The organism is Streptomyces sp. NPDC037290 (assembly GCF_055603245.1).
In genome coordinates, this window is the sequence record NZ_JBVJVZ010000004.1 from 249147 (window position 1) to 264103 (window position 14957).

The window sequence follows — 14957 nt, forward strand, 5'->3', positions numbered from 1 at the left end:
TCCGCCACGTTCCGTGATTTCCGCGACTCTGCGGGACAAGGACATCTTGTCTCTTCCCTGAGGTGCGAGTGCATACTAATTTGTAAACGGCCATGACGAAATAGTCGCAACGCAAGCAAGGAGCCGCGGCATGAGCTATCAGCCCACCCCCGAGGACAGGTTCACCTTCGGCCTGTGGACCGTCGGCTGGCAGGGAAGGGACCCGTTCGGCGATGCCACCCGCCGTGCCCTCGACCCGGTCGAGACGGTGCGGCGCCTGGCCGAGCTAGGCGCCCACGGGGTGACCTTCCACGACGACGACCTGATCCCCTTCGGATCCTCCGACACCGAGCGCGAGTCGCACGTCAAGCGGTTCCGCCAGGCCCTCGACGCGACCGGCATGACCGTCCCGATGGCCACCACCAACCTGTTCACCCATCCCGTCTTCAAGGACGGCGCGTTCACCGCGAACGACCGCGACGTGCGCCGCTACGCGCTGCGCAAGACGATCCGCAACATCGACCTGGCGGTCGAGCTGGGCGCGAGGACGTACGTCGCCTGGGGCGGCCGTGAGGGCGCCGAGTCCGGCGCCGCCAAGGATGTAAGGGCCGCCCTCGACCGCATGAAGGAGGCCTTCGACCTCCTCGGCGAGTACGTCATCTCCCAGGGCTACGACCTCCGCTTCGCCATCGAGCCCAAGCCGAACGAGCCGCGCGGCGACATCCTGCTGCCCACCGTCGGCCACGCACTGGCCTTCATCGAGCGCCTGGAGCGCCCGGAGCTGTACGGCGTCAACCCCGAGGCCGGGCACGAGCAGATGGCCGGCCTGAACTTCCCGCACGGCATCGCGCAGGCCCTGTGGGCGGGCAAGCTCTTCCACATCGACCTCAACGGCCAGTCCGGCATCAAGTACGACCAGGACCTGCGCTTCGGCGCCGGCGATCTGCGGGCGGCGTTCTGGCTGGTCGACCTGCTGGAGAGCGCCGGATACGAAGGCCCGCGGCACTTCGACTTCAAGCCGCCGCGGACCGAGGACCTCGACGGGGTGTGGGCGTCGGCCGCGGGCTGCATGCGCAACTACCTCATCCTCAAGGAGCGGGCCGCCGCCTTCCGCGCCGACCCGGAGGTGCAGGAGGCACTGTGCGCCTCACGCCTGGACCAGCTGGCCGAGCCGACCGCGGCCGACGGCCTGCAGGCCCTGCTCGCCGACCGTGCGGCCTTCGAGGACTTCGACGTGGAGGCGGCCGCCGCGCGAGGCATGGCCTTCGAACGCCTCGACCAGCTCGCCATGGACCACCTGCTGGGTGCGCGGGGCTGAACGCGAGAAGGGCCGGGACTGCTCGCGCAGCCGTCCCGGCCCTCCGTCAGCCGGCTTTCCTGACCGACCAGTTCGGGGGCGTCACAGTTCCTCGGGGAGCCGGACGTACGTCACGGTCAGGCTCCGTCTCGGCGCCGAGACGTGCCCCGGCCAGCGCCGTCGCCGGATCAGGGGCCGGCCCGCCCGCGGGCAGCCAGTGCCCGGCCTCGTCGCGATACGGCCACCACCGGCCGTCCCGCCCGAGGCGCAGCTGGACCCCTTCGCCCGGGACGGTCCACCGGTTGCCGCTGCTGCGGAACGGCGGCCGCTCGTCCGCCTCCCAGGCCGCGTCGAGCGCCGCACGCGCGCGTGCCAGTGCCACGCCCTCCACCTGCCACTCCTCGTCGCACACGGCCAGGGCCGCCACACCCCCCGCACGCCAGGCGCGGACGGCCGCCGCCAGCCCCTCGCGGCCGCGGCCCGACCCCTCGGCGAGCCGCTCGACGACGGCGTCCGAGGGCGCCCCGCACGCAAGTCGCACGGCATCCTGGGCGGCCGTGGCGCAAGTGCCGTCCCACACACCCGAGCGGAGGACCTCCCCAAGGAGCCGGTACGCCTCCACCGAGGTGCGGCCCGCCAGGTGCTCCACGGCCCCGGGATCGATGCCGGGCGCCTGTGCCGTCTCGGCGGTGAGGGACGGGGGCATGCCCGGCGCCTGCGGGAGCCCTGGCAACTCGGGCAGCGCAGGCAGGATGTCCCCGGCCGCCCATGCCTCCGCCGCGTCCACGCCGCCGACGGCGGACGGGGAGGACTCCGACCCGGGTGCCGTACCGCGCACATGCAGTTCCGCGAGGAACGCGTCCTTCTCGCGCCCACGCAGCAGCAGAAGCAGAAACGGATCCTCATCCAGCAGCCGTGCCACCTGGTGGCACAGAGCGGCGGTGTGCCCGCAGTGGTCCCACGTTCCGCAGGCGCACTCGGGCTCCAGATCGCCCAGGCCCGGCAGCAGCTCGATCCCGCCGACCTCGGCGTCCTGGACCAGATGCGGTGGCAGCTCCCCGTCGAGGAGCGCGGCCATGTGCCCGGCCTGCTCCACGGTCACGTCCAGGAACCGCCGCCACTCCTCCTCCGACAGCTCCGGCACGAGGACATCGGCCCGGTGTGCCGCGCCTGCGGGTTCGCGTACGACGGCGGTGACCCGCCCCGGCCGCACCGTCACCGCGCCCACTGCGCCCGCTCGCGCAAGCCTGCGGCCCGTCCTGACCGCAGCCCCGTCCAGGGCCGCTTCCTCCAGGGCCCGCAGCCAGGCGCGGCCCCACCAGCTGCGTGCGAAACCACGCCCGCGCACGGGCGGCAGTGCGGCGAGCGTGCGCCCCGCTTCACGCCCGTCCTCGTCGTCGTAACGGCTCATCGTGCCTCCCCGCGCAGTTCCACCAGCGTGGCCAGTTCCGCGTCCGTCAGTTCCGTCAGCGCGGTCTCGCCGGTCCCGAGCACCGCGTCCGCCAACTCCTGCTTGCGGTCCAGCAGGTCCGCGATGCGGTCCTCCAGGGTTCCCTCGGCGACGATCCGGTGCACCTGGACCGGGCGGGTCTGCCCGATGCGGTACGCGCGGTCGGTGGCCTGCGCCTCGACCGCCGGATTCCACCAGCGGTCGTAGTGCACGACATGCTCGGCCCGGGTGAGGTTCAGGCCCGTCGCGGCAGCCTTCAAGGACAGCAGGAACATCGGTGCCTCGCCGCCCTGGAAACGCCGCACCAACTCCTCGCGGACGCCGACCGGGGTCCCGCCGTGCAGGAGCAGCGAGGGCACCCCACGGGCCGTCAGATGCCGTTCGAGCAGCCGGGCCATGCGCACGTACTGGGTGAAGACGAGTGCACCCGAACCCTCCGCGAGGATGGTGCCGAGAAGTTCGTCGAGCAGTTCCAGCTTCCCCGAGCGGCCGGCGAGCCGCGGCTCGTCCTCCTTGAGGAACTGCGCCGGATGATTGCAGATCTGCTTCAGGCCGGTCAGCAACCCCACGATCAGGCCCCGCCGGGCCATGGCGTCGGCTGTGGCGATCCGGTCCAGCGTCTCGCGGACCAACGCCTCGTACAGGCCCGCCTGTTCGGGCGTGAGGGCCACCGGGTGATCACTCTCGGTCTTCGGCGGCAGCTCGGGCGCGATGCCCGGGTCCGACTTGCGCCGCCGCAGCAGGAACGGCCGGACGAGCCGCGCGAGGCGCTGGGCGGCGGCGGGATCGAGGCCGCCGCCCTCGGCCGGTTGCCCGTAGCGCGCGCGGAAGGCGGTGAGGCGGCCGAGCAGTCCGGGAGTCGTCCAGTCGAGGATGGCCCACAGTTCGGTGAGGTTGTTCTCCACCGGGGTGCCGGTGAGCGCCACGCGCGCGCGTGCCCCGAGGGAACGCAGCGCCCGCGCGGTCGCCGAGTAAGGGTTCTTCACGTGCTGCGCCTCGTCGGCCACGACCATGCCCCAGGGCAGAGCGGCCAGCCGCTCGGCGTCCAGGCGCATGGTGCCGTACGTCGTCAGGACGAACTCCCCCTCCGCGACGGACCCGAGGGCGCGCTCGGGTCCGTGGAACCTGCGCACCGGCACCCCGGGAGCGAACCGCTCGATCTCGCGCTGCCAGTTGCCGAGCAGGGAGGCAGGGCAGACGACGAGCGTGGGACCGGCGGCCGAGGGGTCCGTCCGCCGGTGCAGATGCAGCGCGATGAGCGTGACCGTCTTGCCGAGACCCATGTCGTCGGCCAGGCAGCCCCCCAGGCCGAGGGAGGTCATGCGGGCCAGCCAGCCGAGACCGCGGAGCTGATAGTCGCGCAGGGTTGCGGCCAGTCCAGGGGGCTGCTCGACGGTGCGGGCCGTCCCGGTGTCCATGAGCTGCTTCCTGAGCCCTTCGAGCCACCCCGAGGACCGCACGTCGATCTGCCGGCCGTCGACCTCCGCGGAGCCGGTCAGCGCGGCGGACAGCGCCTCGACGGGGGAGAGGGCGCGGCTGCGGCGGGTACGGGCGCGCTGCGCCTGCCAGGGGTCCACCAGCGCCCAGCCGTCGTGCAGCCGCACCAGGGGACGCTTGGCCTCCGCGAGCCGGTCCAGCTCCTGCCGTGACAACTCCCGGCCGCCCACCGCGTACCCCCAGCTGAACGTCAGCGTGGCGTCCGACGCGAGCAACGACGAGGGCGCCGAGGCGTCCCGGAGCGCGGCGGCGCCGTCGTCCGGCGGCCCGATGGTCGCGTGCGTCGTGAGGTCGCGTGACAGTTCCTCCGGCCAGTGCACGTCGACTCCCGCCGCGCCCAGGGCCCGCGTGCCCTCACCGAGCAGTTCGGCGATCTCGTCGTCGGCGAGGGCCACGGCGTCGGGTACGGCGGCGGAGAGCAGCGGCGTCAACGGCGGCCACGCGTCGGCGGCGCGGCGCAGCGCCAGCAACGCGTCCGCACGCGCGCGTGGACCGACCGCCTCCTGCACGGCTCCCGCCCCGGTCCACAGGGCAGCGGCGTCGATCACGTCCGCCGCCCCGGTCACGCCGTGCACCTGCAGCACCGCACGGAACCTGACCGGAGCGTCGTCCCGCTCAACGGCGTCCTGGAGCCCGGAGACCTCCATGCGCAACGACAGCCGCACGCCCGCGTCATGGCCGGCGGCGATCTCGTCGGCCCAGGCCCGCAGGGCGGGCAACCGCTGCCGCTCAACAGCCGCGTACGCGGGGCCACCGGTCACCGCCGGGGCGGCGGGGGTGCGCGGGAGTACGTCGGCGACCGCGTCCAGGAAGGCGCGCAGCAGCCGCTCAGGGTCCGGGAGCCGGGGCGGCCCCTCGGCCGGGAGGGGTACCGCGTGGGCCTCCGGGGGCATGGCGGCGGCGACTTCGCGGACCAGCCCCGCGTCCCGGGCGGAGAGCGGGCCCACCCGCCAGGCGTCGTGATCACCCGGGGAGAGACCCGGCAGAAGGAGGCCACGCGCCAGGAAGGACAGGGCCAGTTGGCAGGCGGCGCCCCAGAAACAGGCCGAGCGATGGCCTTGCTGCAAGGCACGCGCGCGGGTGAGCAACGGAAGGGCATCGCGGACGGGCAGCAGCAGCGCGGGCGTACGGACCGGCACGACGCCCTCGCCCGCCATGGGCATCACGATGTCCAGCTCGGCGGGGGAGCCGTCGGTCACAACGGGAGGTGCCTCGCCGTCCCGGCGCCAGAAGGCGATACTGCCCGTGCGAGCGGGGTCGGACGGCAGGAACGCCGCGCAGCAGTGGGCCAGTTCGGAGAGTTCGGAAGGCGGTGCCGTGGGGATGGTCTGCACAGCTCTGCCGCACTCCTCAAATTTGACTACTGGGGTCGGAGTCGCCGAGGATACAGCACGGGGAGCGCCGCCCCGGCATACTGGCGTCGTGATCCGGGCCACTTCACAATCTGTTCGAGAGGTGGCCGTGGGGCGGGGGCGCCCTCGGCCACCAGGGACCGGCCTCAGGGTTGTCTCAGGGTCGAGTTCCGGAACCGCGGCGAGCGGGTGGCCGTTTTCAGAGCAGAGAGCGGCAGTGGCCGCGAAGGAGGCGACGCTCATGTCCATCAACGCGAAGATCGCCGTCGGGGGTGCGGCGGTCGGGCTGCTCCTGCTGATCTGGCTGCCCTGGTGGGTGGCGTTCCTGATCGTGGTCGGGGTCCCGGTGGCCGCGTATCTGGCGCTGGACCCCTCGCAGCGGCGCAGGCTCCGCAGGGTCACCCGCAAGGAACTCGGCCGCTGACGCGACGGCGGACGCCCCGGCGAGATCCGCCGGGGCGGCTGCTGGGACGGACCGGCCTCGGTCTCGGGGCCGAGGGGGGAAGCTCTTGTCCCCCGGAGCCTGCGTGCGTGCCCTGGGGCTCGCGCGCCCGTCCTCGGGGGTGTGCTGCCTGTTCTGGGCGCTGTGCGCCTGCCCTCGAGGGCGTGCCCGGGCCCGCGGTACGGCTCGGCCCTTCCGGGGCCGCGTCCGGCTCGGAGGCGGCCCTCATGGATCTCAGAGGGGACGTACGGCCATCTTGTCGAGGGCCTCCAGCAGACTGGGCAGTTCGGGCCCCCGGCCCACCGGCAGGACCTCGCCGGGCTCGTCGTCGAGCAGGACGAAGGCGATGTCGTCGGTGCGGGCGATGATCGACCACCCTGGGCCGTCGGCGCGCAACGTGCGGGCATCACCCGGGGCGAACGACGAGCGCACCCGGCCGAGCGGCGGCGGCGAGTCGACATAGGCGCGCGCCTCTGCGAGCACCCGCCTGACTCCCTGGTGGCCGCTCTGCGGCACGCCCTTCGCGCCCGCGGACGACGGCTCCTCGGCGTTCTCCCGGCCCTTGGGCTCTTCCTGACCCTTCGGCTCCTCATGCCCGGCCGGCGTGGAGAATTCCGCGTCGTTGATCTGCTCCCGCCACGTCGCCCACTGCAGCGCTATCTCGTCGGCGCCCAGGCGGCGCTGGGCCGGCCCCCAGGAACTGGTGTCCGGCGGGCGCAGCGCGGGCCGGTCCGCCACGTCCGGAGCGGGGTCGTGCGGGGCGGGGACACCCGGAGCGGCGACGGCGACTGCCAGAGGCCAGCCCGGCAGGGCGGTGACGACCGCGCGTTCGTCCGGAGAGAGTTCGTACTCCATGCCGCAGTCCCAGGACGCGATCGCCACGGCGACCAGCGAGACGTCGTCGATGACGACCGTCCAGCGGGCGCCCTCGCCGTCCTGCCCCAGCACCAGGCCGTACCCGTCGGCGAGGGGCGCGAGTCCGAGCGCCGCGCACGCCTCCGGATAGTCGTCGCCCAGAACGCTCGGAAACTGCGCAGGTGTCAGCAGCACCGCCGTCAGAACGTACAGCGCGTCGTCCGCGGCGGCGACGGCCTCATCGGCGGTCCCGGCCATCCCTGCCTCCAGTGGTTCGTCCATCGGCGCGCACCCTAGTGCGAGCGGAAGCCGCTTGTCACGACTCCTCACACCACGCGGAGCTGCAGGTTTCCACCTGGACGTGGGCGAAACGACCACGGCGGACGAGGGCCTTTCTCAGTCCGTGGGCAGCCCGAGGAGATCACGGGCCACCGTCGCCGGCGACTCGTCGCGCTCCCGGGCCAACGCGACGACCGCCCGGCAGGCGAGTTCACTCACCCCGAACGACAGTGCCTCCGGCGACACCCAGGCCGCCGCCTCCTCGACACGGTCCTGATCGTCCTCCGCCCGGGCGACGACATAGTGCGCGGCCGCTTCGAACAAATTGTGTGTACGTCTCTCCCGGGTACTGGCCGGCTGCGCCTGCGCGGAGTCGCGGAGCCTGGCGGCGTACCTTCGTATCTGGCCGAACACGCGGACCACCTTCCCCCCGAACGGGGTCGTCGTCGATCGTTTCATCTGCTTTCCCTCAACGTAGAGTTGTACCTCCTGCGGCAGAAGGGGGACGACGCGGTGAAGCGCTTCGAGCGGCTGCGGCAGATCCGGCGGCTGGACCCGGTCGCGGACGCCCTGGAGATCTACCGGCTCAGTGCGACGTTCGAGTTCCCGTGGGACTACACCCGTGCACTCGAACTGGCCCTGTACCGCACATACGCGGTGCCGAGCATCGGGCGGCTGCTCGCGCAGACCGCAGAGCTGACCGAGAACAGCCAGAAGCGGTACGACGACACCGCGCTGCTCCTCGACGCCATCGTGGAGTACGGCTTCGCCGCCGAGGAGGGCCGTGCCGCGGTCCGCCGCATCAACCGGATACACCGCAGCTACGACATCAGCGACGACGACATGCGGTACGTGCTGAGCACCTTCGTCGTGGTGCCCAGGCGCTGGATCGACACCTATGGCTGGCGGCGGCTGTCCCGGCACGAGGTCGTCGCCGCCACCGAGTACTACCGCACCCTCGGCCGGCACATGGGCATCCCCGGCGTTCCCCAGACCTACGAGGAGTTCGAGACCCTCCTCGACGCCTACGAACGGGAACACTTCGGCTGGGACGAGCAGGCCCGGCGGGTCTCCGACGCCACGCTCGACCTGATGGCGTCCTGGTATCCGCGCCCTCTGGCGCCGCTGCTGCGCACGGCGACGCTCGCGCTGCTCGACGAGCCGCTGCTGCGCGCGTTCCGTTACGCCCCGCCCGGGCCGGCCACCTCCGCGTTGGTGCGGCGGGCCGTACACGCGCGTGGCCGGCTCGTCCGGCTGCTGCTGCCGCCGCGCCGCTCCCCGCACTTCGCGCGCCAGAACCGGGAGATCAGGAGTTACCCGGGCGGCTACCGCGTCGCCGAACTGGGCACCCACCCGGTCCCCGGGTTGTGTGGTTGCCCGGTGCGGCACCCGGACATCTCAGCGGGCGGCGTCGTCGAGTGACGCCAGGGTGTCGCGCAGCCAGGCCAGTTCCGCCCGGCTCGTGGCACGCGCGATGGTGAGGACACCGCGCCGGAACGGGTCGTCCAGCTCCTCGGCGGCCAGTGGCCGGTCGCCGTTGTAGAAGAAACTCGCCGGCTCCTCCAGGAAGGCCAGCCGGCGGCGCAGTACGGCGGCCTGGGCGGCGGGGTCCTCCAGATGCCGCAGGAACGCGAGCAGAGTGAACCAGTGGTTCTCGTCGGTGATCTCGCGCTGCGCGGGCTCGGCCAGGCGGCGTTTCAGCTCGCGGCCGCCCTCCTCGGTCAGCCGCAGTACGTGGCGTGGCGCCGCCGCGGCGCCGGGCTCGGTGGCCCGGACCAGCAGGCCCGCCTTCTCCAGCCGCTTGATCGCCGGGTAGAGCGTGCTCTCGGCGACGGGCCGCACATGGCCGGTCAGGGCCGCGATGTGCCGGCGCAGGACGTATCCGTGCAGGGGGGCGGCGTAGAGGAAGCCGAGGATGGCGAGTTCGAGCACGGCCGCATTCTCGCGCACAGACGTAATACATCGCCACCCGGATACTTCCTTGAAGTTATACATCGGAGACGAGGTATAGTGCGGCGCGTCGGAGGACGTGAGGGAGGGGCATCGTGAAGCAGGCCGTGTTCGACCACGAAGGAAGCCGGATTCGCTGGACCGAGGTGCGAGGGGCGGAGCCCGCGCGCGTGTACTTGCACGGACTGGGCTCGATGTCCGCCGTTTACCACGCCCACATCGCGGCCCGGCCCGAGCTCGCGGGCCGACGCAGCCTGTTCCTGGATCTGCCGGGACACGGCCTCAGCGACCGGCCGAGCACGTTCGGGTACACGCTGGAGGAGCATGCCGACGCGGTGGCGGCCGCGCTGGACGAAGCCGGTGTCCGCGGTGCCGAGTTGATCGCCCACAGCATGGGCGGCGCCGTGGCCGTCGTGCTCGCCCACCGGCGGCCCGACCTCGCCTCCCGGCTCGTCCTCACGGAGGCCAACCTGGACGCATTTCCGCCGCCCACAGCCGGAAGCAGCGGAATCGCCGCCTATGAAGAGGACGAATTCGTCGAAAGGCAGCACGCGCGCGTGCTGGAGGCCGTCGGCCCGCTGTGGGCGGCCACCATGCGGCTGGCCGACCCGCGTGCCCTGCACCGCAGCGCCGTCGGCCTGCGCCGGGGCTCGGACCCGGTGATGCGCACGATCCTCGAGGAGCTGCCCGTCGAGCGGGTCTACCTGCAGGGCGAGCACAGCGGCGAACTGCCGGGCCAGGACGGGCTGGAGGCCGCGGGGGTGCGCGTGGTGACCGTGCCCGGCGCGGGGCACAACATCATGTTCGACAACCCCGACGCCTTCGCGGCGGCCGTCGCCGGAACGGACTGACCCGACCGGCCTTCGGTGCTCCGACGGTCAGCCCGCGCGCACCGCGAGCGCGAGGAAGCGGGCGTCCTCGTCGACGTACGAGGTCATGTTCCATCCCGAACGGGCCAGCAGCGGGCGGAGGTTGTCCTCGGCTCGCAGGTCGTCGGAGGTGATCTGCCGCCCCTGCCGTGCCGCCAGGGCCGCGCGCCCGATGGGATGGAACAGCGCGAGACGTCCGCCGGTCCGCACCACGCGGGCCAGCTCCCGCAGGTTGTCCTCCGGGTGGGGCAGATGCGCGATCAGACCGGCCGCGAACACGGTGTCCAGGGACCCGGACCGCAGCGGCAGCGCGGCAACGTCCGCGAGCAGCAGCCGCCCGTCCCGGTCCCGGCCCGCCCGTACGGCGGCGCCGAGCATCGCGGGGGTCAGGTCGGCACCCAGCACCACCCCGGACGGCCCCACGGCGGCCCGCAGCGTGGGCAGGGCGCGCCCCGTACCGCAGCCCGCGTCCAGCACGCGGTCGCCCGGCCGCAGCCCGAGATCGCCGACGGCGGCCGTGTAAGCGGGCCCGTCGTCGGGGAACTTGCGGTCCCAGTCGGCCGCACGGGCGGTGAAGAAATCCTGGACATGTGTGTGGTCGTCGCTCACGTTCCGCATGATTCCTCACCGTTCAGAGGGACAAGTAGGCGCACATGTTCGGGCTGGACCCGATCGTTCCGTCGCATCTGTGTGTCATATTCCAACATCTTTCGAAATGCGCCCCCTTTGTGCGCCCGTGCCCCCTAGCGTCCCGTGGCCATGGGACACCTGGACCACGCCGCCTTCGGCTGGCTGACCCCCGTACTGTCGTACGTCATGGCCTGCACGGGCGCCGCGCTCGGACTGCGCTGCACCGTCCGCGCGCTCGCCACCACCGGCCGCTCACGCCGCAACTGGCTCGTCACCGCGGCCTCCGCCATCGGGACCGGCATCTGGACCATGCACTTCGTGGCCATGCTCGGCTTCCGCGTCAGCGGCACCGACATCCGCTACGACGTGCCGCTGACCATCCTCAGCCTCCTCGTCGCCATGGTCGTCGTCTGCGCCGGTGTCTTCGCCGTCGGCCACAGCCGCGACCGCAACCGGGCGCTTCTCCTCGGCGGTCTCACCACCGGGCTCGGCGTCGCCAGCATGCACTACCTGGGCATGGCGGCGGTCCGGCTGCACGGCGACATCAGATACGACCCCGTTCTTGTCGGAGTGTCGGTGCTGATCGCCGTCGTGGCGGCCACCGCCGCCCTGTGGGCCGGCCTCAACATCAAGTCCCCCCTCGCGGTCACCGTCGCCTCCCTCGTCATGGGAGCGGCCGTCAGCAGCATGCACTACACCGGGATGTTCGCGGTGAGCGTGCGTGTGGACCCCTCCGGCGAAACCCTGCCCGGGGCCACGGCGATGCAGTTCATCTTCCCCCTCGCCGTCGGCCTCGGGTCCTACCTGTTCATCACCTCGGCCTTCGTCGCCCTCTCACCCACGCCCGACGAGCGGGAGGCGTCCGCCTCCGCCCAGCGGCCCGTCGAGAGCATCGCCCGCTAGCGGGAGCCCGCCCCGAGCGTCCCGACCCACGTCCCGAGCGAGGAGGCCATGCGCCCACCCCGTACCAGCCCGAAAGCCGGCGCCCCGGCGCACCCGCCACGAGGCCGCCGCGCGCACGCCGGACCGCCCGCCGACGAGGGCACCGACCACCCGCTCGGCACACCACCGGCCACGGCACGCGCGCGTGGAAGCCGCCGGCACCTGCGCCCCCGCACCGTGCGGGCCAAGGTGGTCAGCCTGCTCATGGTGCCCGTGGTCTCCCTGCTCGCCCTGTGGGCGTACGCCACCGTCACCACCGCCCAGGACGTGGCCCGGCTGCGGCAGTCCCAGCAGGTCGACGCCGAACTGCGTACCCCGGTGGCCACGGCAGTCGCCGCCCTCCAGGCCGAGCGCACAGCGGCCGTGCGCTACGCCACCGCGCCGGGCGCCGCCGACGACAGCGACCTTCGAAGCCTGGCCGCCCGCACCGACCGGGCCGTGGCCCAGCTGCGGCTCGGCCGCGACAACACCGTCGCCGACAGCCAGGAGTTGCCCGCCGGAGTCTCCGGACGCCTCGGCGCCTTCGTCGCGGGCGCGGAGCACCTGCGCGCACTGCGTACGGCCGTACTCGATCACCGGACCGGCTGGGAGACGGTGTACGCGCAGTACACGAAGACCATCGGCTCGGCCTTCGCCGCTGACGGCGCCCTCACCGGCATCCAGCAGGCGGACGTCGGGTCTGACGCGCGCGTACTGCTCGAATTCAGCCGGGCTGCCGAGGCACTGGCCCAGGAGGACACCGTCCTCGCCGGCGCACGGACCGCCGGGCAGCTGCAGGGTGCGCGGCTGCGGCTGTTCAGTACCGCCACCGGCGCGCGCCGTACTCTCACCGAGACGGCCGTCGCCGATCTGCCCGCCGCCCAGCGCGCCGCCTGGCAGGACCTGGCCGACAGCGACTCCTACACCGCTCTCGGGGCAGCCGAGGACAAGATCCTCGCCGCCGGACCGGGCGCCAGGCCGGCCGACGCGGCGCCGCAGGCCACCTGGAGCGCCGCCCACGCGCGCGTGCGGGACGGCATGCGGGACATCGCGACGGACACCGGCCGGGCCGTCGCCGGCCGTGCCGATCCGGTCACACGCGGCCTGATCAGCCCCGCGGGCGCCGCCGTGCTGCTGGGCCTGGCCGCCGTGGCCGCCTCGCTCGTCATCTCCGTCCGCATCGGACGCGCGCTCGTGGTCGAACTCGTGAGCCTGCGCAACGACGCCCTGGAGATCGCCCGCCGTAAACTCCCCGAAGCGATGCGCAGACTGCGCGCGGGCGAGGAGATCGACATCCACGGGGAGGCGCCCGCCGGACCGCCCGCCGAGGACGAGACCGGGCAGGTCTCGGAGGCCCTCACCACCGTCCACCGTGCCGCCCTGCGCGCCGCCGTGGAACGCGCCGAACTCGCCAGCGGCATCTCCGGCGTCTTCGTCAACCTCGCCCGGCGCAGCCAGGTACTGGTCCACCGCCAACTCAGGCTCCTGGACAGCATGGAGCGCCGCTCGGACGACCCCGACGAACTGAGCGACCTGTTCCGCCTGGACCACCTCACCACGCGCATGCGACGGCACGCCGAGAGCCTGATCATCCTCTCCGGCGCCGCACCCGGCCGGGCCTGGCGCATGCCCGTCTCCCTGACCAATGTCGTACGGGCCGCCGTGTCGGAGGTCGAGGACTACGCGCGCGTGGAGGTACGCCAGCTCCCCGCGGCCCATGTCATCGGCGCCGCCGTAGCCGACCTCACCCACCTGCTCGCCGAACTCGTGGAGAACGCCGCGCAGTTCTCGCCGCCCCACACACGCGTGCGCGTCACCGGCGAACCCGTGGGCAACGGTTACGCCCTGGAGATCGAGGACCGGGGACTCGGCATGGGCGACGAGACCCTCGCGGAGGCCAATCGCCGTATCGAACAGTCCGAGTCCCTCGACCTGTTCGACAGCGACCGGCTCGGGCTCTTCGTGGTCAGCCGGCTCGCCTCCCGGCACGACGTCAAGGTGCATCTGCGGCCCTCCCCGTACGGCGGCACCACAGCCGTCGTGCTGCTGCCCACCGCCCTGCTGCACAGCGGTGTCGAGGAGCGCGCCTCCCACCCGAATGAGCAGGTCCGCCCCGAGCAGGAACACGAGTACGCGCGCGTACGCGGCGCGGCGCCGCCGCAGGAGGCCGTCGCCGCACGGTGGGACCGGCCCGCCCTCGCGGCCCCCGCTCCCGGACCCCACGGCTCCGCCGACGAGCCGGGCCCGCACGGAACCGTCGACGACACCCCGCCCCCCGGAGTCACCGCCTTGAGGCTGCACCGACCGTCCGACGACTCCCAGACCGACGACGACCTCCCCCGCCGGGTGCGCCAGGCGAGCCTTGCCCCGCAACTGCGGCAGCGCCCCGAAGCACAGGCGCCGGACAGCGCAGGGCACGGCGACGAACGGCGCACCCCCGAGCTGGTACGGGACCGCATGGCGGCCTACCGCGACGGCTGGACTCGCGGCGGCGGCAGAAAGCCCGGCCGCGGCGCCGCCCCGCAACCCCCAACGGGCAGTGACAGCAGTGAAGGAGACCCGGCATGATCCAGGACCCGAACACGAGGGCGGGCCAGCGCTCCGGCGAACTGGACTGGTTGCTCGACGACCTGGTAATGCGCGTGAGCGAGGTACGGCACGCCGTCGTGCTCTCCAACGACGGGCTGGCCGTCGGCGCCTCCAGCGACCTCGCGCGTGAGGACGCCGAACATCTCGCCGCCGTCGCCTCCGGCTTCAACAGCCTCGCCAAGGGGGCGGGGCGGCACTTCGGAGCGGGCGGCGTGCGCCAGACCATGGTCGAGATGGACGACGCGTTCCTCTTCGTGGCCGCCGCCGGCGACGGTTCCTGCCTCGCCGTCCTCACCGCCGTCACCGCCGACATCGGACTGGTCGCCTACGAGATGGCGCGCCTGGTCAAGCGGGTCGGCGAGCACCTGTACACACCGCCGCGAGTCGCAGCGCAGCCGCCCGCAGCCGGATGACCCCGAAAAGGCGGCATCGATGACCGAGAACCGGACCGGCGGCCCGCGGGAGCCCGGCATCCAGTGGTACGACGGCGAGGCCGGACCCCTGGTCCGCCCGTATGCGATGACGGGCGGACGCACCCAGCCGGGACCCACCGGGGTGCGCTTCGACCTGATCGCCCTCGTCACCCTCGACCCCGCGGCACCGGCACTCGGCGACGCCGCGCTCGGCCCGGAGCACCGGACCCTGATCGAGCTGTGCCGTACGGAGACGCAGTCCGTCGCCGAGCTGGCGGCGGACGCGGACCTCCCCGTCGGCGTCGTCAGGGTGCTCCTCGGTGACCTCCTGGAACTCGGCTGCGTGGTCGTCAGCCGCCCCGTGCCCCCGGCGCACCTGCCCGACGAACGGATTCTGCGCGAGGTCATCGAGGGACTGCGAGCGCTGTAGATGA

14 protein-coding genes are annotated in these 14957 nt (G+C 72.9%); 8 read left to right on the forward strand and 6 right to left on the reverse strand.

Going from position 1 to position 14957, the window contains the following annotated elements; genetic code table 11:
- The first annotated feature begins 130 nt into the window (after nt 1–130).
- On the forward strand, nt 131–1297 hold the full coding sequence (xylA, locus tag ACZ7HQ_RS16115; RefSeq protein WP_470989672.1) for a xylose isomerase: 1167 nt from the start codon (nt 131–133) through the stop codon (nt 1295–1297).
- A gap of 46 nt (nt 1298–1343) precedes the next feature.
- On the opposite strand, the gene ACZ7HQ_RS16120 is transcribed toward xylA, so the two are convergent.
- Together ACZ7HQ_RS16120 and ACZ7HQ_RS16125 are read right to left on the reverse strand one after the other, a co-directional pair.
- Nucleotides 1344–2687, reverse strand: coding sequence for an SWIM zinc finger family protein (locus ACZ7HQ_RS16120; RefSeq protein WP_470989676.1), 1344 nt, complete (start codon nt 2685–2687; stop codon nt 1344–1346).
- Nucleotides 2684–5557, reverse strand: a complete 2874-nt coding sequence (locus ACZ7HQ_RS16125) for a DEAD/DEAH box helicase (protein WP_470989680.1) — start codon at nt 5555–5557, stop codon at nt 2684–2686. The genes ACZ7HQ_RS16120 and ACZ7HQ_RS16125 overlap by 4 nt, the downstream gene beginning before the upstream one ends.
- Before the next feature lie 259 nt (nt 5558–5816).
- On the opposite strand from ACZ7HQ_RS16125, the gene ACZ7HQ_RS16130 reads away from it, so the two are divergent.
- Nucleotides 5817–5999 carry a hypothetical protein gene (locus ACZ7HQ_RS16130; protein ID WP_470989685.1) on the forward strand — a complete coding sequence of 61 codons (183 nt, stop codon included), beginning with the start codon at nt 5817–5819 and terminating at the stop codon, nt 5997–5999.
- Nucleotides 6000–6251: 252 nt separating this feature from the next.
- Here ACZ7HQ_RS16130 and ACZ7HQ_RS16135 read toward each other — a convergent pair whose 3' ends face one another.
- Nucleotides 6252–7130 (reverse strand): hypothetical protein, encoded by an 879-nt coding sequence (locus ACZ7HQ_RS16135; RefSeq protein ID WP_470990680.1) that lies wholly within the window; start codon nt 7128–7130, stop codon nt 6252–6254.
- Between the two features lie 138 nt (nt 7131–7268).
- The gene (locus ACZ7HQ_RS16140) at nt 7269–7565 is read right to left on the reverse strand and encodes a hypothetical protein (protein WP_470990682.1); all 297 of its coding nucleotides are present in this window, start codon (nt 7563–7565) and stop codon (nt 7269–7271) included.
- Between the two features lie 99 nt (nt 7566–7664).
- Between ACZ7HQ_RS16140 and ACZ7HQ_RS16145 the strand changes: the two genes are divergently transcribed.
- Nucleotides 7665–8573, forward strand: a complete 909-nt coding sequence (locus ACZ7HQ_RS16145) for an oxygenase MpaB family protein (RefSeq protein WP_470989688.1) — start codon at nt 7665–7667, stop codon at nt 8571–8573.
- Here the strand turns inward: ACZ7HQ_RS16145 and ACZ7HQ_RS16150 are convergent.
- Nucleotides 8550–9083, reverse strand: a complete 534-nt coding sequence (locus ACZ7HQ_RS16150) for a PadR family transcriptional regulator (protein ID WP_470990683.1) — start codon at nt 9081–9083, stop codon at nt 8550–8552. The two genes, ACZ7HQ_RS16145 and ACZ7HQ_RS16150, sit on opposite strands and share 24 nt — an antisense overlap.
- Before the next feature lie 113 nt (nt 9084–9196).
- Here ACZ7HQ_RS16150 and ACZ7HQ_RS16155 point away from each other — a divergent pair, with 113 nt between their 5' ends.
- Nucleotides 9197–9952, forward strand: coding sequence for an alpha/beta fold hydrolase (locus ACZ7HQ_RS16155; protein WP_470989691.1), 756 nt, complete (start codon nt 9197–9199; stop codon nt 9950–9952).
- Nucleotides 9953–9979: 27 nt separating this feature from the next.
- Here the strand turns inward: ACZ7HQ_RS16155 and ACZ7HQ_RS16160 are convergent, their stop codons facing one another.
- Nucleotides 9980–10579, reverse strand: a complete 600-nt coding sequence (locus ACZ7HQ_RS16160) for a class I SAM-dependent methyltransferase (RefSeq protein ID WP_470989695.1) — start codon at nt 10577–10579, stop codon at nt 9980–9982.
- 150 nt (nt 10580–10729) lie between these two features.
- Between ACZ7HQ_RS16160 and ACZ7HQ_RS16165 the strand changes: the two genes are divergently transcribed.
- Genes ACZ7HQ_RS16165 through ACZ7HQ_RS16180 form a run of 4 tightly spaced genes read left to right on the forward strand, consistent with a single transcriptional unit; the run spans nt 10730 to nt 14953 of the window.
- Nucleotides 10730–11503, forward strand: a complete 774-nt coding sequence (locus ACZ7HQ_RS16165) for an MHYT domain-containing protein (protein ID WP_470989697.1) — start codon at nt 10730–10732, stop codon at nt 11501–11503.
- A gap of 48 nt (nt 11504–11551) precedes the next feature.
- On the forward strand, nt 11552–14089 hold the full coding sequence (locus tag ACZ7HQ_RS16170) for a sensor histidine kinase (protein ID WP_470989699.1): 2538 nt from the start codon (nt 11552–11554) through the stop codon (nt 14087–14089).
- Entirely contained in the window at nt 14086–14523 is a 438-nt protein-coding gene (locus ACZ7HQ_RS16175; RefSeq protein ID WP_470989703.1) for a roadblock/LC7 domain-containing protein, read from the forward strand. Before ACZ7HQ_RS16170 ends, ACZ7HQ_RS16175 begins: the two co-directional genes overlap by 4 nt.
- Nucleotides 14524–14542: 19 nt before the next feature.
- Nucleotides 14543–14953 (forward strand): DUF742 domain-containing protein, encoded by a 411-nt coding sequence (locus ACZ7HQ_RS16180; protein WP_470989706.1) that lies wholly within the window; start codon nt 14543–14545, stop codon nt 14951–14953.
- Nucleotides 14954–14957 lie beyond the last annotated feature (4 nt).

Bases quoted from the DNA above. Each gene is read 5' to 3' on its own strand.
- ACZ7HQ_RS16180 (WP_470989706.1), top strand. From the start codon at position 14,543: ATGACCGAGAACCGGACCGGCGGCCCGCGGGAGCCCGGCATCCAGTGG.
- xylA (WP_470989672.1), top strand. From the start codon at position 131: ATGAGCTATCAGCCCACCCCCGAGGACAGGTTCACCTTCGGCCTGTGG.
- ACZ7HQ_RS16165 (WP_470989697.1), top strand. From the start codon at position 10,730: ATGGGACACCTGGACCACGCCGCCTTCGGCTGGCTGACCCCCGTACTG.
- ACZ7HQ_RS16170 (WP_470989699.1), top strand. From the start codon at position 11,552: ATGCGCCCACCCCGTACCAGCCCGAAAGCCGGCGCCCCGGCGCACCCG.
- ACZ7HQ_RS16135 (WP_470990680.1), bottom strand. From the start codon at position 7,130: ATGGCCGGGACCGCCGATGAGGCCGTCGCCGCCGCGGACGACGCGCTG.
- ACZ7HQ_RS16175 (WP_470989703.1), top strand. From the start codon at position 14,086: ATGATCCAGGACCCGAACACGAGGGCGGGCCAGCGCTCCGGCGAACTG.
- ACZ7HQ_RS16120 (WP_470989676.1), bottom strand. From the start codon at position 2,687: ATGAGCCGTTACGACGACGAGGACGGGCGTGAAGCGGGGCGCACGCTC.
- ACZ7HQ_RS16130 (WP_470989685.1), top strand. From the start codon at position 5,817: ATGTCCATCAACGCGAAGATCGCCGTCGGGGGTGCGGCGGTCGGGCTG.